The organism is Kribbella italica, from assembly GCF_014205135.1.
GTDB lineage: Bacteria > Actinomycetota > Actinomycetes > Propionibacteriales > Kribbellaceae > Kribbella > Kribbella italica.
This window is the reverse complement of record NZ_JACHMY010000001.1, coordinates 300310-326169: the sequence shown is the minus strand read 5'-3', so window position 1 is coordinate 326169 and position 25860 is coordinate 300310. Positions and strand designations below refer to the sequence as shown.

Here is a 25860-nt window from a genome sequence, read left to right as displayed (position 1 = left end):
ACCCTGTCCGACCAACACCACCACGACTCGGTCGAACCATCGAGGCTAAGGCGCAGGGTCGGGAAGCTCGTCCGCGGGGAGGCCCAGCGTGCCCCGCACCGCACGCCGCATGAGCTTGACGTCGTGCGGTGCCTGTCCGGCGAGCTCGATCCCGACGGCCTCCAGCACTCCGGAGAACGCGGCGGCCGTCAGCCGCACCGGCGGTCCCGGGGGGATCGAGCCGTCGCGCCGGGCGGCGGCGATGAGCGTCCGGCAGTCCGACTCGAGGACGTCGATGACCGACGCGACGGCTCGTCCCACCGGATGATCCTGACCGGCGAACTCGATGCGCAGGCTGAGCATGACGCGGGCCACGTCGCGGCGGCAGTAGATCGCGTGACCGCGGGCCAGCGCCATCAACGAGGCAAGGGGGGTGGACTCGGCGAGCGCAGGGTCGCGTACCTCGGTCGTCCAGGTCTCTTCGACCCATTGCACGACCGCCAGGACGAGTTCGGCCTTGCCCTCGAACTGGTGGTAGATCGCGCCCCGGGTGTAGCCGGCCTCCTTCGCCACGCCGGCGAGCGTCAGATTGGCGTACCCGTAGGTGGAGATGCCACGGGCGGCCGCCGAGAGCAGAGCGGCTCTGGTTCGGCTTCGTCGCTCGAGCTGGGTGCGCCCTTCGGAAGCACTCACGTCGTTCCACCTTCGTTCATGACGCACTACCGGTCGCCGTGGGACCGCAGATCTCCGCGGGTGCGGATCAGCGCCGCAATGCTACTCTCAAGATAGATACGTGCACGTCTGTATCTATCTTGAACCCGAGAGGACCACGATGACCGACCAGCACCCTGCGGATGCCACGTCCAAGCCCGGGTCCGCCCTGCTCGCCGCCTGCGGTGTGCAGGCGGATTGGAGCGACTGCCAGCGTCAGCCGGTCGGTCCGTCGGCGTCCACCGACCCCTTGGCGTGGACGAGCGAACTCTTTCACCGGCCACCGGCGTGGGTGGCCTCAGCGCTCGCCCTTCGCGACCGAGCGGTCGCCCTGTTCGGCATCCGCACCGCAGCGGAGCATTCCTTTCGGGTGCGCGCGTCGAACGAGCACGAGGCGCTGATCGGCACCGACGACAAGCACCTGGACTTCAGGGCCTCGATCCGGTGCGTCGACGGTGCGGTGGAGGTGATCACGATCGTCCAGATTCACAACCTGCTCGGCCGGCTGTACTTCGCACCGGTGCGCCTCCTGCACCCGCCGATGGTGCGGCAGATGCTACGGCGCGCGGCGAAGGAACTCGACCCCGCTGCCGAGCGGCCCTGAGGTGTGAGCATCCCGTGGACGGTCGGGCTATTGGTCAGAAAACGCGCCTGACCCACTCGATAGTCGAGAGTGCTCGGCAGACCGGCCCGCGAGCGCTCAGCGGCTGCCCAACGGCGTGAGCAAGCAGAACTCGTTGTCCTCCGGGTCGGTGAAGACCGTCCACGGGACGTCGCCCTGGCCGATGTCGAGGTCGGTGGCGCCGAGACTCCGCAGCCGGTCCGCCTCAGCCGGGTGGTCGTCACCGGCGTACGGCCGAAGGTCCAGGTGGATGCGGTTCAGCCCGCTCTTCGCGTCCGGGACGCGCAGGAACTCCAAGTACGGCCCGACGCCCCGCGCCGAACGCAACGTCGCCGAGTCGTCCGTCACCTCCCCAACCACCCAGTCCATGGCCTCGCCCCAGAAGCGGGCCATCGCCCGGGGATCCGTGCAGTCGACCACCACCGCGGCCACCGGCCCGGTGTCGCGGTAGATCTCCCGCGGCTCCAGCACGCAGAACTCGTTCCCCTCCGGATCGGCCAGCACCGTCCACGGGACGTCCCCCTGACCGATGTCCACCGGCGTCGCCCCGAGCCCACGAAGCCGTGCCACCAGCTCCTGCTGATGCTCCGGAGAGCTGGACGCGAGGTCGAGATGGACCCGGTTCTTCACCGTCTTCGGCGCCGGCACCGCGAGTACGTCGATGTAGACGGCCGTCGCGTCCGGGTACTCGACGCCCTTCGGCTCGACGTTCGTCTCGTCCGGCTCGTCGGTGACCTTCCAGCCGAGCGCCTCCGCCCAGAACCGCCCGAGCGCGGACTTGTCCTGAGCCTTCACCGAGATCTGCACCAGCCGGGTCGCCATGACCGCATCCTAGGCCGGTGTCAGGGCGTGTCAGGACGGTGGCGGAGCCATGTCAGCGGGCGCGATGAAGCTCTTCCCATGACAAGCACAGCGATCGCGGTCTCGGGGCTGCGGAAGGCGTTCAAGGACAAGGTCGTGCTGGACGGCATCGATCTGGAGGTACCGGCCGGGTCGATCTTCTCGTTGCTCGGGCCGAACGGCGCGGGCAAGACGACGACGGTGAACGTGCTGACGACGTTGATCGGGGCCGACGGCGGGACAGCGCGGGTGGCCGGGTACGACGTACAGACCGACGCCAAGGCGGTGCGGGCGGCGATCGGCGTGACCGGGCAGTTCGCGGCGGTCGACGAGCTGCTGACCGGTCGGGAGAACCTGCAGCTGATGGTCGACCTGAGCCGGTCGGTCGACGGCGACGTCGTACAGAAGCTGCTCGACCGGTTCGACCTGACCGGGTCCGCGGACAAGGCGGTGTCGACGTACTCCGGCGGCATGAGCCGCAAGCTCGACCTGGCGATGACGCTGGTCGGGAACCCGCAGATCATCTTCCTGGACGAGCCGACGACCGGTCTCGACCCGCGGAGCCGGCGGACGATGTGGACGATCATCCGCGAGCTCGTGGCCGACGGCGTGACCGTCTTTCTCACCACGCAGTACCTCGAGGAGGCCGACCAGCTCGCCGACCGGATCGCCGTCCTGGACCAGGGCCGGCTCGTTGCCCAAGGCACCCCCGACGAGCTGAAGCGTCAGCTCCCCGGAACGCACGTCCGGCTGCGCTTCACCACCCCGGCCGAACTCGACGCGGCGTCGCGGCTGTTCCCCGACGCCACCCGCGACGACGAGGCCCTCGCGCTCAAGGTCCCGAGCGACGGCGGCACCAAGTCGCTGCGCGGCGTGCTCGACCGGCTCGACGAGTACGAGCTGAGCGCCGAGGAGTTCTCCGTCCACACCCCCGATCTCGACGACGTGTTCCTCGCCCTTACCGGCCACACCACGGAGGTAGTCGCATCATGAGCGCCAAGTCCCACTCACTCGTCATGCTGCAGCGCGACTTCCGGCACGTCGCCCGCAACCCGACCTCGGTCTTCAACGCCGTCCTGATGCCGGTGATCATGCTGTTCATGTTCGTGTACGTGCTCGGTGACGCGTTCAGCGTCGGCGTCGACTACATCGACTACGCGACGCCGGGCATGATGCTGCTGGCGATCTGCTACGGACTCGGCGGTACGGCGGTCGCGGTGAACGCCGACATGACCAAGGGCATCATCAACCGGTTCAAGGTGATGGACGTTCCCCGGCACGCGGTCCTGACCGGCAAGGTCGTCGCCAGCGTGCTGACCAACGTGATCGCCATCGCGGCCTTGGTCGGCGTCGCCTTCCTGCTGGGCTTCAGCCCGTCGGCGGGTTTCGTCGACTGGCTGGGCGTGATCGGCCTGGTCCTGCTGCTCGGTTTCGCGACCGCGTGGCTGACCGTCGCTCTGGGCCTGGCCTCGAAGTCGCCGGAGACGGCCGCGTTCGCCGCCGTACCGCTGATCATGCTGCCGTTCTTCAGCAGCGCGATCGTTCCGGCGGACAAGATGGGCCCGGGCATCAAGCAGTTCGCGCAGTACCAGCCGTTCACGCCGATCATCGAGGCCCTGCGCGGCTTCCTGAACGGTACGCCGCAGACGAGCGACGTGCTGACCGCGCTGGCCTGGTGCTTCGGGATCGCGCTGGTCGGCTACCTGTGGGCGTCGGCGACGTTCAAGAAGCGAGCGTGATCTCGAACAGCTGATCCCAGCTGGTCTCCCGGCCTTGCTCAGCCGCCTCGGCGTACCGTACGTCGCCGAGGCGGCTTCGCGCTGTCTGCTCGATGCGGGCCTCGTCCGGCAACGACCGGTCCGGCAGGCCCCGTACGGCGGTGCTTGCCGCGAGCAACCGTACGGCGAGCTCGTCCTGGTCGCGGCGCAACGCCAGGTTCGCCAGCCCGACGAGGACGCCCGCGATCACGGGCGCGTGCCCGGCCGAACTCGCCGCCTGGCAGGCCGCTCGGAGGTGCTCGCGCGCTGCGCCGAGATCCTCGGTGACATAGGCGAGCAACGTCTCGGTCGTCGCGCTGACGTGCGGCTGCTTCGCTTCGTCACCGAGCAGGGTGGCCAGGAGCTGGATCTGCTTCAGCGCCTCGTCGGTCTCACCGGCCCAGCGGGCCAGCTCCGCCTTCGACAACGCGAGCATGGCCAGCGATCCCGGCCAGTTGACCCGGTCGGCGTACTGCTGGGCCTCGGCCATCGCGGTAGTGCTCGCCCCGGCATCGCCCAGCAACCAGTACAGCTGGGCCTGGCGCGAGCGCATCCGGATCGCGTCGTCGAAGGACCCGAGTTCGGTGATGACGGCAACGGCTTCGTCGTAGTACTCGCAGGCCCGCTCGAACTCGCCCCGGGTGGCGATCCGTTCGGCCAGCTCGGTGATCGCGAACGAGATCCCGAACCGCTCGCCGAGTGCGCGGAACGCGGTGACCGCCAGTTCGAGCTGCGCGTCGGCCTCGAAACCACCGTGGCCGAGTACGCCGCGCATCTTGCCCAGCTGCAAACGGCCCATCGCGCGGACCCACGGATCCTCGCTGCCGAGCATCGGCTCCCACGCGGACAGGATGTCGCCGGGCGCTCGCAGCATGTGTTCGAGCGGGGCGATCAGGGCGAGCACCGGGCTGACGAGCTGTGTGCGCCGGCTGATCCGGTATGCCTCGTGGATCCACTCCTCCGCGTGGTGCTCGTCGCCCGGCCCGCTGTTGAGGAACGTCACGACGATGACGTACACCATCGCCCGCACCTCGTCGGTCACCTCGCCGGGCGTCCTGGTGGCGGCCATCACCAACTCGTTGCCCTCGGCCTTGTTCCCGCTGAGCCACCAGTACAGACCGGCCGCGGCCGCGAGCCGCATCGCGCTCTGGGCCTCGCCGGCGGCGATCGCTCCGCGCATCGCCGCGCTGAGGTTGTCGTGGTCGGCCGCGAGCGTCGCCAGCCATTCCAGCTGCTCGGCTCGACGGAAGTAGGGCTCGGCGGTCTCGGCGAGCTCGGTGAAGTAGGCGAGGTGGGCGTGACGGGCGGTAGTTGCCTCTCCGGCCTCGGCGAGGCGCTGGACGCCGTACTCGCGGATGGTGCCGAGCAGCCGGTACTTGTCGCCGTCGGCAACGATCAGGGATTTCTCGGTGAGGGCCGTCAGGAGTTCGAGGACCTGCCAGGACTCGACGGTGTCGCCGGCGCAGACTCGCTCGGCGGCTTCCAGGCTGGCGCCGCCGGAGAACACGGAGAGCCGGCGCAGCACGGCGCGTTCGGCGTCGCTGAGCAGCTCCCAGCTCCAGTCGATCACCGCTCGGAGCGTTCGTTGCCTCGGGAGCGCCGTACGGCTGCCGCCGGTGAGCAGCCGGAAGATGTCGTCGAGGCGGTCGGCGAGCTGGTCGAGGGACATCGTGCGCAACCGGGCCGCGGCCAACTCGATCGCCAGCGGCATGCCGTCGAGTGCCCGGCAGACGCGGGCCATGGTCTGTACGTCTGTCAGCTCCTTGCCCACGGCACCTGCTCGGTCGCGCAGCAGGCGGACCGCGGCGGAGGCTTCGATCTCGTCGGTGTCGGCGGTTGTCGACGGCAGCGTGAGCGGCAGGACTCGCCACAGGGCTTCGCCAGTGATGCCGAGCGACTCCCGGCTGGTCGCGATGATCCGCAGCTTCGGGCACTCGCCGAGCACCCGGTGAGCGAAGGCGGCGGCCGACTCGATCACGTGCTCGCAGTTGTCGAGGATGAGGAGCGCTTCACGGTCACGGAACGCGTTCACGAACCGATCGGTCGGGTCGAGATCCGTCGGGTCACCGAGCAGCCCGTCGCGAAGGCCGACCGCGGCGAGCGTCGCCTGCGCAACGTCGCTGTCCGCGCTGATCGGCGCGAGCTCGACCATCCAGACGCCGTCAGGCACACCGTCAATCAGAGTGCGGGCGGTTTCTGCAGCCAGCCTCGTCTTCCCCGCGCCGCCCGGCCCGACCAGCGTCGTCAACCGATGCCCGGCGACCAGCTCACGAACCTTGGCGAGATCCGACTCCTTGCCGACGAAGCTCGTCAGCTCGGCCCGCAGGTTGGTCTTGCGCTCTTCCGGCTTCCGCCCCATCTCGCCGCGCAGCAGAGCGACATGTACCGCCGACAACTCCGGCGACGGATCGACCCCCAGCTCATCGGCGAGAGCCTGCCGAGTCCGCTCGAAGACCTGCAGGGCGTCGGCGTTCCGCCCAGCCGCGGCGAGGGCCCGCATCAGCGCGGCGACCAGCCGCTCGCGCACCGGGTGGGCGGCGACAAGGTCGGTCAGCTCCGGCACCAGCTCGGCGCCGCTCTGCGCGTCGTACCGGTCCTCCAACGCCGACAGCCGAAGCCCGTCGAGCCGCGTCACCGCCGCGTCGTACGCCGTACTGTCCTGCAGCCCGATGTCCTGCATCGCCGCACCGCGCCACAACCCGAGCGCCTCACCCAGCAGCCCCGGATCCTGCCGCGCCTGGCTGACCAACCGCTCGAACCTGACAGCATCCACCGCGTCCGGCTCGACCACCAGCCGATACCCCTCCGGATGCCCCTCGACCACACCCTCCGGCAATGCCTTCCGCAGCCGCGAAACCAACCGCTGCAAGGCGTTCGCGGCCTCCGCGGGCGGGTTCTCGCCCCAGATCCAGTCGACCAGCGTCGCCTTCGGCACCACCTGCCCCGGCCGCAGCGCCAGCGCGATCAGCAACCCGCGCAACCGAGCGCCCGGTACGTCGGCGACAGCACCGTCGCCGATCCGCACCTCGAACGGCCCAAGCATCCCGATCTGCACCCGCTGATCTTGCCACGCGCGGGTGTACCCGCACGCCTTGGCTTCAGGCCGCCGCCTGCTCACCCCTCAGCTTCAGGGCCGCGCCCGACAGGATCAGCATCGCGTAGATGACGCCCGTCGCCAGCACCGCGGACGCCGCAGGCACTCCGGCCATCGACGCGACGTCCGCGAGGATCACCGCGGCACCACCGCTGCGAGCGACCCACGCCCAGCCGCGCTCACCGCGCCGAGCAAAGAACCGACCGAGCACGAACAGCACAGCGGTCAGCGCGGCGAACGCGATCGTGCCGGCCAGCAGGTGGGCGATCGCATGCCAACTGATCGTCGCAGGCGCCCCCAGCGGCGTACCCGCCGGAAATCCGTCACCGGCGTCCAGCACGAAGACGCCGGCCAAGATGTAGCCCACGCCGTACGCCGTCACCAAGCGTGGCGCCCATTTACTCCCGGTCGCCCAACCGATCCCACGCGCACCGACGATCGCAAGAGCCCCGGCAACGACGAAGTTAGTGATCTGCAACCAGCCGAGCGACCCGGTCGACAACATGCTCAGCGGATGACGAGTGAGGTCGAACCCGTCCCGCGTCGCGGCCTGGCCGAGCGCGACGACGGCCCAGAGCGGACCGGCTAGTGCGAGCGCTCCGAGCGTTTCGACCTTGGGTGCGGTGATCGTTGCAGTGGACATCGTTCGTTCCTTTCGGCGTACGGCGGTCCCGTTGACCGCCGGCACCTACAGGTCGAACGGCGGCGCCGCAGATCGACGCCGTGGCAGCGCCAATTGCGCGGAGAGCAGCCCGGCAGCGGCGATCAAGCCCCAGAGCGCCCAGGGGCCGATCGCGTAGACGGCGCCGCCGATCGCCGCCGCGGCCGGCCGATCTTGTCGGCGAGATCCCCACCCGCAGCGTTGCCCACCCCGGACACACCCAGCACAAACCCGCGGCGCCCGCCGAGTGCCCGCGCCCGGTCAGATAGAGCACGATGAACACCGGCAGAAAGTTGCCCACCCGGATGACCAGGATGCCCAGACTGGTGATCCACACCCTGTCCGGCCGCCCGCGCACATCAGGATTCCTCCCTCGCCGGGATCGACAGAAGAGGACACGATGAGAACCCTGTACGTCGTCACGCACCCCGAGGCCACGCACCACGTCGACCGCGTCGTCGGCGGTCAGTTCGACTCCGAGCTCACGCCCCGAGGCCACCGGCAGGCCTCCGCAATCGCCAACCGCCTCGCCGAACTCGTCCCACCCGGCGCCGACCTCTTCACCTCAGACCTCAAACGCACCACCCAGACCGCCGAGGCCATCGCGTTGAAGCTAGGACTCACCCCCGTCCTCATGACCGACCTCCGCGAAAAGTCCTACGGCCTCGCCGGCGGCAAGCCCCAACAGTGGCTGAACGACCGCTTCGTCTTCCCACCGGCCTCCGGCGAACGCCTCCACCACAACGAAGGCATCGAAGGCGCCGAAACCAGAGCCGCCCTGGCCCACCGCGCCTACCGCGCCGTCGACCAGATCCTCGCCCGCAACTCCCCCCACCAAGTCATCGTCACCCACGGCACAGCCCTGACCTTCGTCCTCTGCGCCTGGCTCCGCTTCCCGGTCGACTCCACCGGCTACGCCTCCTTCCGCTCCACCAGCGGAGGCATCACCACCCTCCAGGAAGACGACCGCTACCACTACCGAACCATCGAGTCCCTGAACAACACCACTCACCTGCCCCCAGGCGACTGACCGGCAGCCGGACAAACGCTTCTTCACCGACTCCGTCGAACTGCGACGATGCCGGTATGAAGCACCTCCTCCCATCCGGCCACCGGGTCTAGATCACCACGATCGCGCAGCGGCCGGAGTTCGCGGGAGCTGCGATCGACGTCGGTGGCTGGAGTGAGTTCATGCGCCACAACCGGATCTCCGAGGCCTACTTCTGGCAGACCCTCGAGGCCTTCCCGACGACCTGTTTGATTGCGACCACGGAGGACGGGTCACCTGTAGCGGACGCACAAGCGGTGCAACTGGAATTCGGCGGTCGAGGACGCGAACAACTACCTGCCGGTGGTTGGGAGCAAGCAGTCGTCTGGGCCTACGCCGATGCCCGCCACAGCGTCGTACCGAACGTCGCCTGCGCGCTCAACATCAGCGTCAGCAAAGACTTCCAAGGTCAGGGACTGGCAGGCCTGATGCTCGCCGTACTGCGTGATGCGGCTGCCAACCTGGATCTGACCGGCCTCCTCGCACCCGTGCGCCCAAGTCACAAGCATCTCGAGCCACTCACTCCTATGCCCGAGTACGCCGACCGGACCCGCGAAGACGGCCTGCCCTCCGACCCATGGCTCAGAACCCACGTCAGAGCCGGCGGCGAGATTGTCGGCACGGCGCCCACATCCTGGCTGGTCTCAGGAACCCTGGAGGACTGGAGAACCTGGACCGGACTCCCGTTCGACCAGACCGGCCCTGTCGAAGTACCAGGCGCCCTGACCACGGTGCACTGCGACCTCGCCTCCAACTACGCCGTGTACGTCGAACCCAACGTCTGGGTCCGACATACCCTCCGCCGATGACAGCCCCGCGGACGGAACCTGCCTGTCAAGCGGGGACACGCGGGGCCCCCAAGGCAGCATTCGCGCCCAGGAACTCAGCGAGCGCGCGGACCGGGCAGCACGTTGCGACTCCGGGTGTCGCGTTGCTCAGGTGGTGACGCGCTTCGTCGACGAGCAGCTCTTGTAGCCGGTGCGCGTGTTCGTGTTGCACACGTAGAAGTCGATCCGGAGGCCGTGACCCGCCGCGATGGGGCCGCGGGTGACTGCGCCTCCATGGCAACTGCTGTCCGAGACCTTGCTCCAGACGCCAGTGATCTTGAAGTGCAGCACCGCCCCTCGCGCGTCACAGCTCTTGTCTTTGACGATCAGGGTGTAGTTCCCGCTCGCCGCGACGGCCACCTGCCCCAACGCCCCGCCGTCCGGCGAGGTCACCGACGCCGTGGCGGCCTGCGCTGGAGTTGCCACCAGCAACCCGCTCAGCATCACGGCGCCTCCTACGAGTGCCCCCAGTGCACGTGCCTTCATCAGTCCTCCGAGAGAGATGTCCCGAGCCGGCTCGCGCCCGCCCGCTGGATTGTCGCGACGGTACGAGTTGTCGCCGACGTGTCTCTGCCCGTACCGCACCCGTACTTCGCGTGGCCGGCGCTGAGGACGCTGTCGAGGAGCGGCGTTGAAGCCGGCGAGGAGCCGTAGCCTCCCGGCCAGCTTCCCGGGTCAAAAAACAGAGGCCCTTTCCCAACCGGGAAAGGGCCTCTGACCTGCGGTGGAGCTTAGGGGATTCGAACCCCTGACCTCTTCCATGCCATGGAAGCGCGCTACCAACTGCGCCAAAGCCCCGCGTTCTTGCGACTCCGAAAGCTTAGCGGAAGAGGGGCCTCAAAGAAAAATCGGTTCCCGTGGGGGTGGAGGTGACGAGAGACACGGGTGTTGTGGCAGGGAGTGGAGAGGTGGTTGCGGTAGCGCGGAGGCAAGGCTCGCCCGTACGAGCTGCTGCCCGGCGTACGAGCAGCTGCCCGGCGTACGAGCAGCTGCCCGGCGTACGAGCAGCTGCCCGGCGTACGAGCAGCTGCCCGGCGTACGAGCAGCTGCCCGGCGTACGAGCAGCTGCCCGGCGTACGAGCAGCTGCCCGGCGTACGAGCAGCTGCCCGGCGTACTCGACCGCGCCCTGGGGGCGCGGTCTTGTGGACGGCTACTGCTGCGGGTCGTCGCTCATGACGGGCTCCGGGAGGGAGCCGGCGTTCCATTCCTCAATGCGCCAGTTGTTGTTGCGGCTGGGGAGGAGGGAGATCCAGTTGCAGTTGGAGAGGCCGCCGAAGGCGGGCCAGTGGGCCTGGGGGATGCCCAGGAAGAGGCAGACGCCTACTCGGGCGGCCAGGCCGTGGGTGGCGACCACGACGGTGTCGGCGGGGTCTGCGTCCTCTACGGCGCGCTGGAGGGCGGGGGCGAAGCGGGCTGCTACCTCTTCTACGGTTTCGCCGGCCGTGCCGCGGCGTTGGGGTTCGCCGGCTCGGATGCGGGCGGCGGCCTCGGGGTTCATGTCGGCGAGTTCGGCCATGGTGAGGCCGGCCCAGTCGTCGACGTCGATCTCGCGGAGGGACTTGTCGTACTCGACCGTGAGGCCGGTCAGCGCTGCCAGCTCGGCCGCGGTGGAGGCGGCGCGCTGGAGGTCGCTGGCGATCAGGCGGGTCGGCGCGAGGGACGCGAGGCGCGCCGCGGCCGCGCGGGCCTGCTCGACGCCGACCTCGTCCAGGGGGATGTCGGCCTGGCCCTGGACCTTGTCCTGGAGGTTCCACTCGGTGCGGCCGTGGCGCCAGACGATCAGGCGTCCTGCAGTCATAACCCATACTCCCGGGAGTAGCGGAGCCGACCGGGCGACCCCGAATCAAGTGTTCAGTTCAGTACGGCGAGCCAACACCCGCTGCACAGCTCGACGCCGTACGCCGAGCGAACGCCCGCCGTACGGCGTACCAGCAAAGTCAGTCCGTCGGCGCGCCCGGCACCGGCGACGGCAGCGGGATCACCGGGCAGTCGCGCCACAGCCGCTCGAGGGAGTAGAAGCTGCGCTCCTCGTTGTGCTGGACGTGGATGACGATCTCCAGGTAGTCCAGCAGCACCCAGCGGCCCTCGCGGGCGCCCTCGCGGCGGACCGGCTTGGCGTCGAAGTCCTCGCGCAGCTTGTCCTCGATCGCGTCGACGATCGCGCGGACCTGGCGGTCGTTGGACGCCGAGGCGACCAGGAACGCGTCGGTGATCGCGAGCTGCTCGGAGACGTCGAACGCGAGCACGTTCTCGGCCTTCTTGTCGTGGGCTGCCTCGGCTGCCGCGGTGAGCAGCTCGACGGCACGTTCGGAGGCTGGCATGAAGTTCCTTCTAGTGGTTGGTGTAGAGGTCGCGCTTGGCGATGTACTGGACGATTCCGTCCGGGACCAGGTACCAGGTCGGGTTGCCCTTGGCGACCCGGGCGCGGCACTCGGTCGACGAGATGGCCAGCGCGGGCACCTCGAGCAGGGTGATCCGGTCCATCGGGAGCCGGTCGAGCGGGAGCTCGGTCGCCTCGGTCCCCGGCCGGGTGCAGCCCACGAACTGGGCCAGTTTGAACATCTCGTCGACGTCGCGCCAGGTCAGGATCTGGGCCAGCGCGTCGGCGCCGGTGATGAAGAACAGCTCGGCGTCGGGGTAGAGCCGGGACAGGTCGCGCAGGGTGTCGATCGTGTACGTCGGCCCGGGCCGGTCGATGTCCACCCGGCTGACCGAGAACCGGGGGTTCGAGGCGGTCGCGATCACCGTCATCAGGTACCGGTCCTCGGGCGGCGAGACGGCCCGGTCGGTCTTCTGCCAGGGCTGGCCGGTCGGGACGAAGATCACCTCGTCCAGGTCGAAGTACGCCTGCACCTCGCTGGCGGCCACCAGGTGGCCGTGGTGGATCGGGTCGAACGTTCCGCCCATGACGCCGAGGCGCCGGACCCGCTCCGGGGAGTTCACGTCAGCTCGATCCGCCGCTCAGCTGTGCGGCCGGCCCTTGCCCATGATCACGGTCAGCGCCAGCAGCGCGACCAGCACGAACAGGGCGAACCCGCCGTACCACCACGGCGAGATGTGCGACGCCTCGCCGGCGGCTTCGGACAGCGGCGCCAGCTGGGGCAGGAGTTGAAGAGCCATGGGGTAGAGCCTATCTCGCCCCACCCCCAAGAAGCGCGACCGGTCGGCCCCACGGGGCCTGCCGGTCGCGCGATGGAGCTCAGTGCTTGCGGGTCAGCAGCCGGCGCAGAGCCGACGGGCGCGAGGCGACACGGTTGTGCAGCTCGGCGACGCGACGGAGCTCGTAGATGTGGGCACGGGCGACTTCGGGGGTGATCATGATTCCTTCACGGGGTAGTGGTGATGTCGGAGGGGCATCTCCGACTAGTCAAAATTGTACGCCGTACACTCGGCGAACACAAACGAATTAAAGGCAGATCAGACGATCTCCCTACGAATCTGTGGTTAACGGGAGGATTCATGGATGTTATCGATCGACAGCTGGTCGAGGCGCTGCGGGCCAACGGGCGGTCCAGCTGGGCCGAGCTCGGGCGGGTCGTCGGGCTGTCCGGGCCGAGCGTCCAGGAGCGGGTGAAGCGGCTCGAGGAGCGCGGCGTCCTGCTCGGCTACCGCGCGGTGGTCGCCCCGGACCAGGTCGGGCTCGGCACGAGCGCGCTGATCGGGCTGTTCCAGCGCGACGACGTGGAGACCGACGACATCGTCGAGGGCGTCCGCGAGATCGAGGCCGTCGAGGACTGCTGGTTCGTGGCCGGGGACCAGGAGCTGGTGGTCAAAGTGCGCGTCGCCGACGTCACCCAGCTCGAGGCGGTCGTCGGCCAGCTCCGCCGGGTCAACGGCGTGGTCAGGACCCGGACGACGGTCGTCCTGTCGACCCGCTGGGAAGCACGGCCCGCTCCCCTGCCGCAGTGACGGCCGCGGCCGCTGCCAGAGCCAGTACGGCGGCCGCCGGGTAGAGGAGCGCCGGCACGTGCTCGTACGCCGTACCGCCGAGTGCCGGCGCCAGGAACATCCCGCTGATCGACGCAGCGGCGTACAGGCTGCTGTAGCGGCCGACCATCCCCTCTGGCGCGGCGTCGGCCACGTGGGCAGTCGCAGTCGGCTTGTAGAGCATCTCCCCGGCAGTGATCACCGCTACTGCCATAGCGGCGCCTACCAGCGCCGGCCACACTCCCAGCACGGCCAGACCCAGTCCAACGAGCAGGAAGCCCGCTGCGATCACACGTCGAGCCTGGTGACCTGCAAGCCGTACTGCTAGCGGCGCCTCGAGCAGGACGATCACTACCGAGCTCAGCCCGATCAGTACGCCGTACGCGACCGCAGGCGAGCCGGCGTCCCTCAGCAGCAGCGGCATGGTCGCGAAGAGCTGCCGGTACGCCGTGTCGACCACGACGATCGCAGCGAGCAGTACGACGGTCGGCCTGTCCTGCCTCAGCGCCCGCCAGACGCCGTGGGCCTGCTTGACGACGACTCGGGTCGCAGGCGGGACCCAACGCCAGACCACCACCGCCAGGACCAGACTGCTCACCGCGTCGACCACGAAGACCAGCGAGAAGTCGTACGCCGCCAGCAGGCCGCCCAGCGGCGGGCCGATGGTGAACCCGGCGTTGCTGGCGGTCCGCGACAGCGCGATCCCTTCGCGGCGTCGGTCAGCCGGCATCGCGGTCGCGACGAGGGCACTGAGGTTCGGGCGGCTCGCTCCCCCGCACAGCCCGGCGATGACGGCTGTGACGGCCAGGCCGCTGTTGGGGACGACCGGCATCGCCAGGCAGGCCGCCGCCCAGGTCAGCTGGCTGCCGATCGCCGCTGTCCGCAGGCCGAACCGGTCGCCGATCCAGCCGCCGCCGAGATTGCCGCCGAGCAGGCCCAGGCCGTACGCCGCTGCGGCGAACCCGGCCTGCTGGGCGCTCATGCCGCGGTCGTCGACGAGGTAGAGGGTCAGGTAGATCCAGGCCAGCGCGCCGGCCGAGCTGACCAACTGCCCCAGCATCACCGCTTTGAGCCAGCCGGGGAGATCGGCGATCCGGCGCCAGAAGTTCATGCTCACCCCTTGAGAGTTCCTGGCGGGAACTTACTCGGCCGACTAAGTTGGGCGCAACAGGATTCGGGTCGGCCGTCGGCCGGCGAGCGGTTGGGACGAGGGAGGCAGCAGGTGCGGCGGAGCAGTTTCTCGCCCGAGCCGGACTGTGCGGTGGCGCAGTCGCTCGCGGTCGTCGGCGACCCGTGGGAGCTGCTGATCGTGCGCGACCTCGCCCGCGGGCTCGACCGCTTCGACCTGCTGGCCGACTCGCTGCGCATCTCCCGCAAGGTGCTGACCGAGCGGTTGGTCGGGCTGATGGACAGCGGGGTCGTCGAGCGTACGGCGTACCAGGAACGTCCGACGCGGTACGCCTACGGGCTGACCCCACGCGGCCGGGCGCTGCTCCCGGTGCTCGTGGCGCTGCAGGACTGGGGCGATCGCTGGCTCCTCGGCGACGGCGAACTCACCGGCACCAACGATGCCGCCGAGCCACCCGCCCAGCGCCTTCACGAGCTGGTCGGGCACCGGGTCCCCGCCGAGTTGTTGCTTCCCGCAACCACTGGCGGACTGGTCGATGTGCTGTCGGCCGAGACGACGGTCATCTTCGGCTTCCCCGCGACCGGGCGCCCCACGCCGTTGCCGGACGAATGGCCGACCATCGCCGGCGCGCACGGCTGCACCCTCGAGAACAGACTCTTCAGCAAGCACCACGACGCCTTCCGCGCCGCAGGCATCACGGTCCACGGCGTGAGCACCCAACGCCCCGACGAGCAGCGCGCCTTCGCCGAACTGGAGCAGATCGCCCACCCGCTGCTCTCCGACACGGACCTGCAGCTCACGGCCTCGCTGCGCCTGCCGACCTTCCGCTCCGGCGGCCTCGAACGCCTCAAACGCTTCGTCCTCGTGGTCGGCGCCGACCGCGTGATCCGCGCCGTCCGCTACCCGGTCACCGACATCCCCGACGCGGTCAGCTGGGCGTTGAACACCGCATGATCGAGGTCTGGTGGGCCCGCCTCAGCACCCAGCCGATCGACCCTCGATGGATCACCGACCTCGATCCAGCCGAACGCGAGCGCTTGGCGGCGTACGTACGGACGGAGGACCAGAACCGCTTCCTGCTCGGCTGCACCATCGTCCGCCGCCTCCTCGCCCGCCGCCAACAGTTGCCCCCAGCAAGCATCCGCCTGGACCGCCGCTGCCCCGACTGCGGCCGCCCCCACGGCAAGGTCCGCACCGAGGGCGCCGAGCTCTCGATCACCCACTCCGGCGACCTGGTCGGCGTCGCCTTCCACCCGACCACACCAATCGGCCTGGACGTGGAGCTGGTCAACCCCGCCGTCGACGCGGTCGCGCTGGCGCGCGTGAGCCTCGCCTCGGCGGAGACCGACGACCTCGTACGCCGCCCAGCCGCGGATCAGCCGGCCGCGTTCACGACGTACTGGACCCGCAAGGAAGCCGTGGTCAAAGCCACCGGCGACGGAATCCGCACCGACCTCACCAAGCTGGTCGTCACTCCACCCGACCAGCCCGCCGCGGTCGTCAGCTGGCCGGACCACGCCGGCCCGATCCAGCTGATCGACGTCGACTCAGCCCCGAATCACCGGGCCGCCCTCGCCGCTTTGAGCGACGAGCCGATCGAGATGAGTCTCGAGGACGCCGCCAACCTGCTCAGCTCCTGACCGCACCGCGCGCCGCCGATCCACTCAGGTCCTGATCTGGCCCTCGCCGATCACCACGTACTTCGTCGACGTCATCTCCGGCAGCCCCATCGGCCCGCGCGCGTGCAGCTTCTGGGTGGAGATCCCGATCTCCGCGCCGAAGCCGTACTCGCCGCCGTCGGTGAAGCGGGTGCTGGCGTTGACCACCACCGCCGCCGAGTCGACCGCCTGCACGAACCGGCGCGACGCCGCCTGCGACCTGGTGATGATCGCGTCGGTGTGGCTGGAGCTGTACTTGCGGATGTGCTCGACCGCGGCCTCCAGCGAGTCGACGACGGCCGCCGACAGCTCCAGGCCGTGGTACTCCGCCGCGTAGTCCTCGTCCGTGGCCGGCTGGATGTCCTTGCCCGCAGCAACCACCTTCGGGTCGCCGTGCACCGTGACACCGGCCTCGGCCAGCGCCGGCAGCGCCTTGGCCAGGAACTCGTCCGCCACAGAGGCGTGCACCAGCAGCGATTCCGTCGCGTTGCACACGCTCGGCCGCTGGGTCTTGGAGTTCATCAGGATCGTCAGCGCGAGCTCCAGATCCGCGTCCGCGTCGACGTACACGTGGCAGTTGCCGACGCCGGTCTCGATCACCGGCACGGTCGACTCGGTGACCACGGTCTGGATCAGCCCGGCACCACCGCGCGGAATCAGTACGTCGACCAGCCCGCGCGCCTGCATCAGCTCCTTGACCGCGGCGCGGTCCCCCGGCACGCCCTGGATCACGTCCGCCGGCAGGCCGGCCTCGACGACGGCGTCTCGCAGTACGGCGATGATCGCCTCGTTCGACGAGGCCGCCGAGGACGAGCCCCGCAGCAGCACCGCGTTCCCCGACTTCAGGCAGATCCCCGCCGCGTCGGCGGTCACGTTCGGGCGCGCCTCGTAGATGATCCCGACGACGCCGAACGGCACCCGCACCTGCTTGAGCTCCAGCCCGTTCGGCAGGTTGTACCCGCGAACGACCTCGCCCACCGGATCCACCAGCCCCGCCAACTGCTCCAGCCCCGCGGCCATCGCGTCCACGCGCCCCGGGTCCAGCGCCAGCCGGTCAACAGTCGACTCCGCCGTACCGGCCTCACGCGCCGCCGCGACATCCTTCGCGTTGGCCGTCACGATCCGCTCGGTGTTGGCCCGGAGAGCCGCCGCCATCGCGTGCAACGCCGCGTCCTTGGTCGCGCGCGACGCCGCAGCCAACGCGTACGACGCCTCCCGGGCCTGCCGGCACAGCTGGATGATCTCGCTCATCCCTCAATCGTAGGCCGCACCCCCGGCCGCGCGCCCGGCCGTCTCACTCCCCGTGCCGCCCGGTACGACGTACGCCGCGACCGCCGCGCGCCAGTCCTTGAAGTGCGGCGCCCCGGCAGCCAGGCCCAATCCATCCTCCTGGAGGCCGAATGCCCGGTCCTGGCCGTGAAAAGCCCTAGCAATCCTCACTAGGCGGCGCCGAAACCCCCGGAGACACAGCCTCACACACCGGCTCGCTCCCAGCCCCCGAACACCCCAACCACCGACAGCCCCAGCGCCAGCACCACCAGAACAACCTTCATCCCTGCTCCTTCTTGTTCTTCAGAGGAGTACGAGGTCGTCTCGGTGGACTACTTCTCGTTCGTACGCCGCGCCGAGCTCCTTGGCCAGGTCTCTTGTGGAGCGGCCGAGGAGGTCGGGGAGTTCTGTGGCGTCGTAGTTGACGAGGCCTCGGGCGACGACCACGCCCGAGGGCGAGACCAGGTCGACCGGGTCGCCGGCGGAGAAGTTGCCTTCTACTGTGAGGATTCCGGCCGGCAGCAGCGACGTACGGCGTTCGGTGACCGCGCGGACGGCGCCCTCGTCGAGCTGGAGGCGGCCCTGGCCTGAAGTGGCGTGTTGGAGCCAGAGGAGACGGGTCTTGGCGCGGCGGCCGGTGGGGTGGAAGAGGGTGCCTACGGGGTCGCCTCGGAGGGCCTCGCCTACTCGCCCCGCGGAAGTCAGTACGACGGGAATGCCTGCAGCGGTGGCGATCGCGGCGGCTTCGACCTTGGTCTGCATGCCGCCCGTGCCGACGCCGGACGAGCCGGTGCGGCCGATCTGCAACGACTTCAGGTCCTCGGGGCCTCGGACCTCGGGGAGCATGACCGTGCCGGGCTTGCGGGGGTCGCCGTTGTAGAGGCCGTCGACGTCGGAGAGCAGGACCAGCAGGTCGGTGTGCACCAGGTGGCTCGTCAACGCGGCGAGGCGGTCGTTGTCGCCGAAGCGGATCTCGGTGGTCGCGACGGTGTCGTTCTCGTTGACGATCGGCACCACACCGAGCTCCAGCAAGCGCGCGAAGGTGCGGTACGCGTTGCGGTAGTGCGACCGGCGGGTGACATCGTCGACCGTCAACAGGACCTGCCCGACTCGCAGACCGTGCGCGGCGAAGGCGTCGCTGTACCGCGCCATCAGCAACCCCTGCCCGACCGACGCGGCGGCCTGCTGGGTCGCCAGGTCGCGTGGGCGCGAGCGGAGCCCCATCGGTGCGAGGCCGGCGGCGATCGCGCCGGACGAGACGAGGACGACCTCGGTGCCGTCGACGCGCCGGGCGGCGAGGGCGTCGACGAGCAGGCGGAGCCGGTCGAGGTCGATCCGGCCCCGCTGGGTCAGTGACGACGACCCGACCTTCACGACGATTCGGGCGGCCTGAACGACCTCCGCGCGGGGTTTCATCAGTTCTCCCACCAGGGATGCAGTTGCCTTGGGCCCCCATCATTGCGGGCCCACGGCACCTACTTGCGGTCTTCCGCCTCGATGTCGATGTCCTGACCGGCGGCGAACGCGAGCTCGGCCCGCAGTTCCTGCTCGGCCTCCAGCTCCCGAGCCTGCTTGCGGGCGAGCCGCTCGGCCGCCTTCTGGGCCGCCTTCGACTCGGCCGGGGACAGGTCGACCTCGTCCTCGGTCCAGCCCGCGCCGTACTCCGACAGGTCGGGCGACGCCTCGATCTCGCCGGACCTGCGCGCGTGGTACATCTCGTCCTTGGCCTTGCGGCGCTGCGCGGCCGGACGGTCCTCCTCGAGGCGGTGGTCCTCACCACGCCGCGAGAGCAGCTCCGCACCAGCCTGTACGTCGGGCGCGAAGTCGAACACGACCGCGTTCGGGCCGTCGCCGATCATCACGCCGTCGCCCTCGACCGCGCCTTGCTCCAGCAGCGCTTTCTCGACGCCGAGCCGGTTCAGCCGGTCGGCCAGGTACCCGGTCGCCTCGGCGTTGGTGAAGTCGGTCTGCCGGACCCAGCGCTCGGGCTTGTCGCCCTGCACCAGCCACGCGCCGTCGGGGGTCTTCTTCACCTTGAACTCGACCCCGCCGGTCGCCTGCGGCCGGATGATGATCCGGGTCGTGTCGGGCTTCGCCGTCTCGGCACGCCGCTTGGTGACGACCTCGGCCATCGCGAACTTCAGCGCGTCCAGGCCCTCGTGGCTGGCGGTCGAGATCGAGAACACCTTCATCCCGCGCGTTTCCAGGTCCGCGGTCACCATCTCCGCGATCTCGCGCGCGTCCGGGACGTCGACCTTGTTCAGCGCGACCAGCCGCGGCCGGTCCTCGAGGCCGCCGTGCGCGGTCAGCTCGGCCTCGATCGTGTCCAGGTCGCTCAGCGGGTCACGGCCCGGCTCGTACGTCGCGCAGTCGATCACGTGGATCAGCGCCGCGCAGCGCTCGACGTGCCGCAGGAAGTCGTGCCCGAGCCCGCGGCCCTCGCTGGCGCCCTCGATCAGGCCCGGTACGTCGGCCACGGTGAACGTGGTCTCGCCCGCGACCACGACGCCGAGGTTCGGGATCAGGGTGGTGAACGGGTAGTCGGCGATCTTCGGCCGCGCGCGGCTGATCGAGGCGACCAGCGACGACTTGCCCGCGCTCGGGAAGCCGACCAGGCCGATGTCGGCGACGACCTTGAGCTCGAGGACGACCGTGCGCTCCTCGCCGTCCTCACCGAGCAGCGCGAAGCCGGGCGCCTTGCGGGCCGAGCTGGCCAGCGCCGCGTTGCCCAGGCCGCCCTTGCCGCCGGCGGCCGCGACGAACTCCGCGCCGGGACCGACCAGGTCGGCGAGGACCTCGCCCTCCGGCGTACTGATCACGGTGCCGTCCGGGACCGGCAGGACGACGTCGCCGCCCTTGCTGCCGGCCTGGTGGTCACCCTTGCCCTGGGCACCGTTCGTCGCCGAGCGGTGGCTGGAGCGGTGGTAGTCGACCAGCGTGGTCAGGTCGGGGTCGACGCGCACGATGATGCTGCCGCCGTCTCCGCCGTTGCCGCCGTCCGGGCCGCCGAGCGGCTTGAACTTCTCCCGGTGCACCGAGGCGCAGCCGTTTCCGCCGTTGCCACCGGTGACGTGCACCGTGACCCGGTCGACAAAGCTGGGAATCGCCATCGGTGTTCTCTACTTCCTGCAGGGTTCGGAGAGGGTTCTCCTGGAACAGCGAAAGGGACGGGCCGCGGTATTCCGCGACCCGCCCCTCTCAGAGCTTGCAAACGTGCCGGGTGGCGGTGTTACTCCGCCGGGGCCGGGACGATGTTGACGACGCGACGGCCGCGACGGGTGCCGAACTCGACCCGCCCCTCGGCCAGCGCGAACAGCGTGTCGTCGCCACCCCGGCCGACCAGCGAGCCCGGGTGGAAGTGCGTGCCGCGCTGCCGGACGATGATCTCGCCGGCGTTGACCAGCTGGCCGCCGAACCGCTTGACGCCGAGCCGCTGCGCGTTCGAGTCGCGCCCGTTACGGGTGGACGCCGCGCCCTTCTTGTGTGCCATGTCTAGATCAGCTCCCCTTCTTCTCAGAGGACGACAGTTTCTTAGCGTCGATCGCGGTGACCTTGACCTGGGTGTAGTGCTGACGGTGCCCCTGGCGCTTGCGGTAACCGGTCTTGTTCTTGTACTTGAGGATGGTGATCTTCGGGCCCTTGGTCCGGCCGAGGACCTCGGCCGACACGGCCACCTTGGACAAAGCGGCGGCATCGGTCGTCACGGTGTCGCCATCGACGACGAGGACTGCGGGCAGCGAAACCGTCTCGCCCACCTGGTCCGTCAGGCTGTCGATCTCGATGACATCGCCGACGGCGACCTTCTGCTGGGTGCCGCCACTGCGCACGATCGCGTACACCGTGGATCTCACTCTCTGTTTGTTCGGAAGACTTACCGAGCCTGGGTGCTGGTGGAGTCAAGCCACACCAGCACACCCGGCCCACACAAAGGAGGCACGCAGGATGCGCGCCGAAAGGGAAGTTTACTACGCGAGCGTCGCAAACTTCAAAACGGTGCTAGGGAGCGGTCGTGACCAGCTCCTGAGCGGTGTCCGCGTCGGAATCGGCCGACTTCGACCGGCTCCGGCTGCTGCGACGGCGACGGGTCCGGGTGGACCCGTTGTCCGAGGACTCCGACGCTTCGGCCGGGGCCTCCGCAGCAACGTCCTGTACGTCGTTCACCCGCTCTTCGGAGCCCGAGTCGGCCGCCGGTCCCGAGTCCGGGGCCGGAGCCTCGTCGTGCCCGTTCGCCGCTGCCGAGGCGGCGGCGATCTGGGCCAGGCGCTGCGCGGCGTCGCCGTTGTGCGGCGCCGCGTCAGCGGTCTCGGTCTGCTCGTCGTCGCGACGGCCCTTGCCCCGGTTGCGGCGTGAGCTCTTGCGGCCCTCGCCGTCGGAGGAGGCCTTGCCGTGGTCGTGGCCGTTCTTCTGCTCCTGCTGCTGGCCGCGGCCCCCGCCGCGGCGGGACTCCTTCGGCTCGTCGTGCAGGATCAGGCCACGGCCACCGCAGTGGTCACAGTTCTCGCTGAACGCCTCGAGCAGCCCGGTGCCGATCCGCTTGCGCGTCATCTGCACCAGCCCCAGCGAGGTCACCTCGGCGACCTGGTGCTTGGTCCGGTCGCGGCCCAGGCACTCCACCAGGCGGCGCAGTACGAGATCGCGGTTGGACTCCAGCACCATGTCGATGAAGTCGATCACGATGATGCCGCCGATGTCGCGCAGCCGCAGCTGGCGGACGATCTCCTCGGCCGCTTCCAGGTTGTTCTTGGTGACGGTCTCCTCGAGGTTGCCCCCGGAGCCGGTGAACTTGCCGGTGTTGACGTCGACGACGGTCATCGCCTCGGTCCGGTCGATGATCAGCGAACCGCCCGACGGCAGCCAGACCTTGCGGTCCAGCGCCTTCTTGATCTGCTCGTCGATCCGGAAGTTGGCGAACACGTCGTTGTCGCCGGTCCACTTCTCGACCCGGTCGGCCAGGTGCGGCGCGACCGACGAGACGTACTCGCTGACCTGGTCGAAGGCGTCGTCACCGGAGATCACCAGCTTGGTGAAGTCCTCGGTGAACAGGTCGCGGACGACGCGGATCAGCAGGTCCGGCTCGCCGTGCAGCAGCTGCGGCGCCTGGCCCGACTTCGACAGCTTGTCGATCTCGGTCCAGTACGACTGCAGGCGGCTGACGTCGGCGGTCAGCTCCTCCTCGGTCGCGCCCTCGGCCGCCGTACGGACGATGACGCCCGCCTCGTCCGGGACGATGTCCTTGAGGATGGTCTTGAGCCGGTTGCGCTCGGTGTCGGGCAGCTTGCGGCTGATCCCGCCGTTGCCGCCGCGCGGCACGTACACGACGTACCGGCCGGGCAGGCTGATCTGGTTGGTGAGCCGGGCGCCCTTGTGGCCGATCGGGTCCTTGGTCACCTGGACCAGGACGGCCTGGCCGGACTTCAGCACCGACTCGATCTTGCGCGGGCCGTTGCCGCCGCCGAGCGTGGCCCAGTCGACCTCGCCGGCGTACAGGACCGCGTTGCGGCCCTTGCCGATGTCGATGAACGCGGCCTCCATGCTGGGCAGCACGTTCTGCACCCGGCCGAGGTACACGTTGCCGATCAGCGAGACCTGCTCCTCCTGGGCGACGTAGTGCTCGACCAGGACGTTGTCCTCGGAGACGGCGATCTGGGTCAGGTCGCCGCGGGCGCGGATCACCATCGCCCGCTCGACCGACTCCCGCCGGGCCAGGAACTCGGCCTCGGTGACGATCGGCGCGCGGCGGCGGCCGGCGGCGCGACCCTCACGGCGGCGCTGCTTCTTCGCCTCCAGGCGGGTCGAGCCCTCGACCGCGGTGATCTCGTTCGCGGTGTTCTTGCTGCGCGGCTCACGGACCCGTACGACGGTCTCGTCCGGGTCGTCGGCCGCGCCGGAACCCTCTTCGCCCTTGCGGCGACGACGGCGGCGGCGACGGCGCGACGAGCTGCCGGAGCCCTCGTCGTCGGACTGCTCCCCGTCGTCCTCGGTGTCGGCCTCGGCGGACTGCTCGTCGTCGGTGTCGTCCTCGTCGGAGTCGGCGTTGTCGTCCGCGCCCTCGCCCGACTTGCGGCGGCGACGGCCTCCGCGACGGCGACGGCGACGGCGGGTGCCCTCGCCGTCCTCCTCGGCGTCGTCGTCGGCCGCGTCGTCGGCGGTGATCTCCTCGGCCGCCTCGGTGGTGGCCTCGGCGAGCTCCTCGGCGTCCTTGCCCCGGCGGGAGCGACGGCGACGCGCGGTCGGCTGCTCCTCGATCTCCGCGGTCTCGGCCGGTACGTCGGTCGGCTGCTCGGTCTGTACGTCGACCTCGGCGGCCGCGCCGCGGCGGCTGCGGGTCCGCTTGCGCGGGGTGTCGGTGGTCTCCGGGGTGGCCTCGACCGGGCTGGTCGCTGCCGCCTGGGGGGCGACCTCTACCGGTGCCTGGAACAGCGGGGCTGCAACGGGGGCGCGGCGGCGGGAGCGGCGCTGGGGGGTCTCCTCGGCGGGTGCCTCGGGCTCCTCGGTTGCGGCCGGGGTGCCGCCGCCGACGGTCACGTAGGACGTACCGGTGGTGGTGACCGACTTGGGTGCGGTCTCGGCGGTGGTGCGGGAGGCCTGGCCGGCGCCGGAAACGTCGCCTGTGGCTGAGGCCGCGGCGGCGCCAGTTGTGTCCGAAGCAGTGTTGCCCGATTGGGCAGAGGTCGCGCCCGAGCGGGCGGACCGGCCGCGGCCGGTGCCGGACTGGGTCGTCCCGGCCTGGGTGGTGGTGACCGACTTGGGTGCGGTCTCGGCGGTGGTACCGGAGGCCTGGCCGGCGCCGGAAACGTCGCCTGTGGCTGAGGCCGCGGCGGCGCCCGTTGCGTTCGAGGCAGAGGTGCCTGACTGGGCAGACGTGGCGGCCTCGGCTGCGAGGGTTTCCTCGTCTTCCTCGGCGTCGGCTACGGGGCCGTCGGTGAGGGGGGAGTCGGGGGTCAGGAGGTCGGGCTGGGGGGCCGTGGCCTTCTTGGTGGTGCGGCGGCGGGTGGTCTTCTTCGCCGGGGCCGGGGTTTCGACGACCGGGCCGGCGTCGGAGGTGCTGGTGTCCTCGGCGGGGGCGGCAGCGGCCTTCTTGACCGTGCGCTTGGCGGCCGCCTTCTTGGCGGGGGCCTTCGCGGCGGTCTTGCGGGCGGCGGCCTTCTTCACCGGAGCCGGGGCCGGGTCGGCGCTCTCGGCGTCGGACTGGGTGCTCACCTCGGCGGGCGCGGCGGTCTTCTTGACCGTGCGCTTGCGGGTGGTGGCGGTCTTGGCCGTCGTCTTCTTCGCGGCGGTCTTCTTAGTGCCGGCCTTGCGGGCCGGCTGGGTGGGGGCCGAGTCGTCGGCCTCAGTGGTGTTCGGCTCGTTGTCGAGCATGCAGTGCGGGTCTCCTCAGGCCCTCCGGCGCATCCTGCGACCCCTGTCACGGGTCCGGCGCGCCCAGGGGGCGGTCACGGTCTCGCCGTTTCCGGCGGGTGGCCGGCACGGCGGAAGCCTGCTGGGTCCCGCTCCCCCGCGCTTCAGGGCGCAGTCGGAGCGGCGACGTCGCCCTCCGCGTGGTGCGTCTCATGGTCTACCGCCTGGCCGGTCGCGGTCGCCTGGTTGGCGTCGCGGTCACGAGCGAGCGGATCGTCCACTGTGCCGGAGGCCGCGATGAGCGGGCCCTGGGCGAGCCTGGTCAGAAGAGCCGGGCCCGTCACCGGAAGCGTCGCTACTTCGAGCACGCCGGCGAGAGCGTCGTCGGGTCTCACGGCCGGGGTTCCGTGCCGTAACACCACTTGCAGTATCGCACACGTGGCAACCGTCGCCGGTCCACTACCGACGGTGAGTCGGAGAACGGCCTCTCGACAGTCGAACGAGCGAAGCCCCCGTTTGGTCATGCGCTCGACCAGAATTTCCTCCCGCGCGAGGAACGCCTCCACCGCGCCGGCGGCGTCGGCCGCATCCACGCCCGGCAGCGCGATCTCCCACTCGCTGGCCTCCAGTTGCTCGGCCAGCGACCCACCCACGGCGGTCACCACGTCCAGCACGTCCAGCCCGGGCGGCAGCGCCTCGTCCAGAGCAGCCCGTACGACGTCCGGCGCGCGCTCGTGTGTGAGCGAGATCTCCAAGTACTCCGCCTCGGAGGCCGCGCCGGTCGGCGCGGCGCCGGCGTACGAGATCTTCGGGTGCGGGCTGAATCCGTGCGAAAACGCCACCGGCAGCTCCGCGCGCCGGACCGCCCGCTCGAAGGCGCGCTGGAAGTCGCGGTGCGAGGTGAACCGCAGGCGTCCCCGCTTGGCGAAGCGCACACGCAACTTCTGGACCGCGGGGAGCTGCTGGGACGGCGGAGCTTGAACAGGTGCCACGACGGCA

The 25860-nt window shown here is 70.1% G+C and carries 26 protein-coding genes and 1 tRNA gene; 8 read left to right on the top strand and 19 right to left on the bottom strand.

The window, feature by feature from the left end:
* Window positions 1–45: 45 nt before the first annotated feature.
* Window positions 46–672, bottom strand: coding sequence for a TetR family transcriptional regulator (locus HDA39_RS01770; RefSeq protein WP_184793490.1), 627 nt, complete (start codon window positions 670–672; stop codon window positions 46–48).
* A 139-nt stretch (window positions 673–811) separates the two neighbouring features.
* Between HDA39_RS01770 and HDA39_RS01765 the strand changes: the two genes are divergently transcribed.
* Window positions 812–1294: a DUF2867 domain-containing protein gene (locus tag HDA39_RS01765; RefSeq protein ID WP_184793489.1), complete on the top strand. Its 483-nt coding sequence runs from the start codon at window positions 812–814 to the stop codon at window positions 1292–1294.
* 96 nt (window positions 1295–1390) lie between these two features.
* Here the strand turns inward: HDA39_RS01765 and HDA39_RS01760 are convergent, their stop codons facing one another.
* On the bottom strand, window positions 1391–2134 hold the full coding sequence (locus tag HDA39_RS01760; RefSeq protein WP_184793488.1) for a VOC family protein: 744 nt from the start codon (window positions 2132–2134) through the stop codon (window positions 1391–1393).
* A 78-nt stretch (window positions 2135–2212) separates the two neighbouring features.
* Between HDA39_RS01760 and HDA39_RS01755 the strand changes: the two genes are divergently transcribed.
* Both HDA39_RS01755 and HDA39_RS01750 read left to right on the top strand, forming a co-directional pair.
* Entirely contained in the window at window positions 2213–3145 is a 933-nt protein-coding gene (locus HDA39_RS01755) for an ATP-binding cassette domain-containing protein (RefSeq protein ID WP_184793487.1), read from the top strand.
* Window positions 3142–3891 carry an ABC transporter permease gene (locus tag HDA39_RS01750; RefSeq protein ID WP_184793486.1) on the top strand — a complete coding sequence of 250 codons (750 nt, stop codon included), beginning with the start codon at window positions 3142–3144 and terminating at the stop codon, window positions 3889–3891. Before HDA39_RS01755 ends, HDA39_RS01750 begins: the two co-directional genes overlap by 4 nt.
* Here the strand turns inward: HDA39_RS01750 and HDA39_RS01745 are convergent.
* Window positions 3875–6964, bottom strand: a complete 3090-nt coding sequence (locus HDA39_RS01745; protein WP_184793485.1) for a BTAD domain-containing putative transcriptional regulator — start codon at window positions 6962–6964, stop codon at window positions 3875–3877. The genes HDA39_RS01750 and HDA39_RS01745 overlap by 17 nt on opposite strands.
* A gap of 43 nt (window positions 6965–7007) precedes the next feature.
* Window positions 7008–7646 (bottom strand): DUF998 domain-containing protein, encoded by a 639-nt coding sequence (locus HDA39_RS01740; RefSeq protein WP_184793484.1) that lies wholly within the window; start codon window positions 7644–7646, stop codon window positions 7008–7010.
* 418 nt (window positions 7647–8064) lie between these two features.
* Here HDA39_RS01740 and HDA39_RS01735 point away from each other — a divergent pair, with 418 nt between their 5' ends.
* Both HDA39_RS01735 and HDA39_RS01730 read left to right on the top strand, forming a co-directional pair.
* The gene (locus HDA39_RS01735) at window positions 8065–8694 is read left to right on the top strand and encodes a histidine phosphatase family protein (RefSeq protein WP_184793483.1); all 630 of its coding nucleotides are present in this window, start codon (window positions 8065–8067) and stop codon (window positions 8692–8694) included.
* Between the two features lie 161 nt (window positions 8695–8855).
* Window positions 8856–9521 (top strand): N-acetyltransferase, encoded by a 666-nt coding sequence (locus HDA39_RS01730; RefSeq protein ID WP_202892837.1) that lies wholly within the window; start codon window positions 8856–8858, stop codon window positions 9519–9521.
* Window positions 9522–9647: 126 nt separating this feature from the next.
* Here the strand turns inward: HDA39_RS01730 and HDA39_RS01725 are convergent, their stop codons facing one another.
* The 6 genes from HDA39_RS01725 to HDA39_RS01700 form a co-directional block, all read right to left on the bottom strand.
* The gene (locus HDA39_RS01725) at window positions 9648–9986 is read right to left on the bottom strand and encodes a hypothetical protein (protein ID WP_184793482.1); all 339 of its coding nucleotides are present in this window, start codon (window positions 9984–9986) and stop codon (window positions 9648–9650) included.
* Window positions 9987–10264: 278 nt separating this feature from the next.
* Window positions 10265–10337: transfer RNA gene (locus HDA39_RS01720), tRNA-Ala, on the bottom strand.
* Window positions 10338–10690: 353 nt separating this feature from the next.
* Entirely contained in the window at window positions 10691–11338 is a 648-nt protein-coding gene (locus tag HDA39_RS01715; RefSeq protein WP_184793481.1) for a histidine phosphatase family protein, read from the bottom strand.
* A gap of 139 nt (window positions 11339–11477) precedes the next feature.
* Window positions 11478–11861, bottom strand: coding sequence for a ribosome silencing factor (gene rsfS, locus HDA39_RS01710; protein WP_184793480.1), 384 nt, complete (start codon window positions 11859–11861; stop codon window positions 11478–11480).
* Window positions 11862–11871: 10 nt separating this feature from the next.
* Entirely contained in the window at window positions 11872–12483 is a 612-nt protein-coding gene (nadD, locus tag HDA39_RS01705) for a nicotinate-nucleotide adenylyltransferase (RefSeq protein WP_184793479.1), read from the bottom strand.
* Between the two features lie 18 nt (window positions 12484–12501).
* Window positions 12502–12660 (bottom strand): hypothetical protein, encoded by a 159-nt coding sequence (locus tag HDA39_RS01700; RefSeq protein WP_184793478.1) that lies wholly within the window; start codon window positions 12658–12660, stop codon window positions 12502–12504.
* Window positions 12661–12999: 339 nt separating this feature from the next.
* Between HDA39_RS01700 and HDA39_RS01695 the strand changes: the two genes are divergently transcribed.
* Window positions 13000–13449 (top strand): Lrp/AsnC family transcriptional regulator, encoded by a 450-nt coding sequence (locus HDA39_RS01695; RefSeq protein WP_184793477.1) that lies wholly within the window; start codon window positions 13000–13002, stop codon window positions 13447–13449.
* Here HDA39_RS01695 and HDA39_RS01690 read toward each other — a convergent pair.
* Complete coding sequence (locus tag HDA39_RS01690) at window positions 13382–14578, bottom strand: MFS transporter (protein ID WP_184793476.1); 1197 nt, start codon at window positions 14576–14578, stop codon at window positions 13382–13384. The two genes, HDA39_RS01695 and HDA39_RS01690, sit on opposite strands and share 68 nt — an antisense overlap.
* A gap of 111 nt (window positions 14579–14689) precedes the next feature.
* On the opposite strand from HDA39_RS01690, the gene HDA39_RS01685 reads away from it, so the two are divergent.
* Window positions 14690–15550, top strand: coding sequence for a winged helix-turn-helix transcriptional regulator (locus HDA39_RS01685; RefSeq protein ID WP_184793475.1), 861 nt, complete (start codon window positions 14690–14692; stop codon window positions 15548–15550).
* Complete coding sequence (locus HDA39_RS01680) at window positions 15547–16236, top strand: 4'-phosphopantetheinyl transferase family protein (protein ID WP_184793474.1); 690 nt, start codon at window positions 15547–15549, stop codon at window positions 16234–16236. The genes HDA39_RS01685 and HDA39_RS01680 overlap by 4 nt, the downstream gene beginning before the upstream one ends.
* A 24-nt stretch (window positions 16237–16260) precedes the next feature.
* Here the strand turns inward: HDA39_RS01680 and HDA39_RS01675 are convergent, their stop codons facing one another.
* The 8 genes from HDA39_RS01675 to HDA39_RS01645 all read right to left on the bottom strand — a co-directional run bounded on the left by HDA39_RS01675 (window position 16261) and on the right by HDA39_RS01645 (window position 25853).
* A complete protein-coding gene (locus HDA39_RS01675; RefSeq protein ID WP_184793473.1) occupies window positions 16261–17505 on the bottom strand; it encodes a glutamate-5-semialdehyde dehydrogenase in 1245 nt (414 codons plus the stop codon).
* Window positions 17506–17508: 3 nt separating this feature from the next.
* Entirely contained in the window at window positions 17509–17634 is a 126-nt protein-coding gene (locus HDA39_RS42980; RefSeq protein WP_273481447.1) for a hypothetical protein, read from the bottom strand.
* Window positions 17635–17826: 192 nt separating this feature from the next.
* A complete protein-coding gene (proB, locus tag HDA39_RS01670) occupies window positions 17827–18939 on the bottom strand; it encodes a glutamate 5-kinase (RefSeq protein ID WP_184793472.1) in 1113 nt (370 codons plus the stop codon).
* Between the two features lie 59 nt (window positions 18940–18998).
* A complete protein-coding gene (gene obgE, locus HDA39_RS01665; protein ID WP_184793471.1) occupies window positions 18999–20633 on the bottom strand; it encodes a GTPase ObgE in 1635 nt (544 codons plus the stop codon).
* Window positions 20634–20752: 119 nt separating this feature from the next.
* On the bottom strand, window positions 20753–21013 hold the full coding sequence (rpmA, locus tag HDA39_RS01660; protein ID WP_184793470.1) for a 50S ribosomal protein L27: 261 nt from the start codon (window positions 21011–21013) through the stop codon (window positions 20753–20755).
* Between the two features lie 7 nt (window positions 21014–21020).
* On the bottom strand, window positions 21021–21362 hold the full coding sequence (gene rplU / locus HDA39_RS01655) for a 50S ribosomal protein L21 (protein ID WP_184793469.1): 342 nt from the start codon (window positions 21360–21362) through the stop codon (window positions 21021–21023).
* Window positions 21363–21519: 157 nt separating this feature from the next.
* Window positions 21520–24882, bottom strand: a complete 3363-nt coding sequence (locus HDA39_RS01650) for an Rne/Rng family ribonuclease (protein WP_184793468.1) — start codon at window positions 24880–24882, stop codon at window positions 21520–21522.
* A 143-nt stretch (window positions 24883–25025) separates the two neighbouring features.
* Window positions 25026–25853 carry a TIGR03936 family radical SAM-associated protein gene (locus HDA39_RS01645; protein ID WP_184793467.1) on the bottom strand — a complete coding sequence of 276 codons (828 nt, stop codon included), beginning with the start codon at window positions 25851–25853 and terminating at the stop codon, window positions 25026–25028.
* Window positions 25854–25860 lie beyond the last annotated feature (7 nt).

Bases quoted from the DNA above. Each gene is read 5' to 3' on its own strand.
- HDA39_RS01675 (WP_184793473.1), bottom strand. From the start codon at position 17,505: ATGAGCGAGATCATCCAGCTGTGCCGGCAGGCCCGGGAGGCGTCGTAC.
- HDA39_RS01680 (WP_184793474.1), top strand. From the start codon at position 15,547: ATGATCGAGGTCTGGTGGGCCCGCCTCAGCACCCAGCCGATCGACCCT.
- HDA39_RS01760 (WP_184793488.1), bottom strand. From the start codon at position 2,134: ATGGCGACCCGGCTGGTGCAGATCTCGGTGAAGGCTCAGGACAAGTCC.
- HDA39_RS01650 (WP_184793468.1), bottom strand. From the start codon at position 24,882: ATGCTCGACAACGAGCCGAACACCACTGAGGCCGACGACTCGGCCCCC.
- HDA39_RS01740 (WP_184793484.1), bottom strand. From the start codon at position 7,646: ATGTCCACTGCAACGATCACCGCACCCAAGGTCGAAACGCTCGGAGCG.
- HDA39_RS01735 (WP_184793483.1), top strand. From the start codon at position 8,065: ATGAGAACCCTGTACGTCGTCACGCACCCCGAGGCCACGCACCACGTC.
- obgE (WP_184793471.1), bottom strand. From the start codon at position 20,633: ATGGCGATTCCCAGCTTTGTCGACCGGGTCACGGTGCACGTCACCGGT.
- HDA39_RS01765 (WP_184793489.1), top strand. From the start codon at position 812: ATGACCGACCAGCACCCTGCGGATGCCACGTCCAAGCCCGGGTCCGCC.
- HDA39_RS01755 (WP_184793487.1), top strand. From the start codon at position 2,213: ATGACAAGCACAGCGATCGCGGTCTCGGGGCTGCGGAAGGCGTTCAAG.
- rsfS (WP_184793480.1), bottom strand. From the start codon at position 11,861: ATGCCAGCCTCCGAACGTGCCGTCGAGCTGCTCACCGCGGCAGCCGAG.
- HDA39_RS01715 (WP_184793481.1), bottom strand. From the start codon at position 11,338: ATGACTGCAGGACGCCTGATCGTCTGGCGCCACGGCCGCACCGAGTGG.
- HDA39_RS01695 (WP_184793477.1), top strand. From the start codon at position 13,000: ATGGATGTTATCGATCGACAGCTGGTCGAGGCGCTGCGGGCCAACGGG.
- proB (WP_184793472.1), bottom strand. From the start codon at position 18,939: ATGAAACCCCGCGCGGAGGTCGTTCAGGCCGCCCGAATCGTCGTGAAG.
- HDA39_RS01730 (WP_202892837.1), top strand. From the start codon at position 8,856: ATGCGCCACAACCGGATCTCCGAGGCCTACTTCTGGCAGACCCTCGAG.
- HDA39_RS01750 (WP_184793486.1), top strand. From the start codon at position 3,142: ATGAGCGCCAAGTCCCACTCACTCGTCATGCTGCAGCGCGACTTCCGG.
- rpmA (WP_184793470.1), bottom strand. From the start codon at position 21,013: ATGGCACACAAGAAGGGCGCGGCGTCCACCCGTAACGGGCGCGACTCG.
- HDA39_RS01690 (WP_184793476.1), bottom strand. From the start codon at position 14,578: ATGAACTTCTGGCGCCGGATCGCCGATCTCCCCGGCTGGCTCAAAGCG.
- HDA39_RS01700 (WP_184793478.1), bottom strand. From the start codon at position 12,660: ATGGCTCTTCAACTCCTGCCCCAGCTGGCGCCGCTGTCCGAAGCCGCC.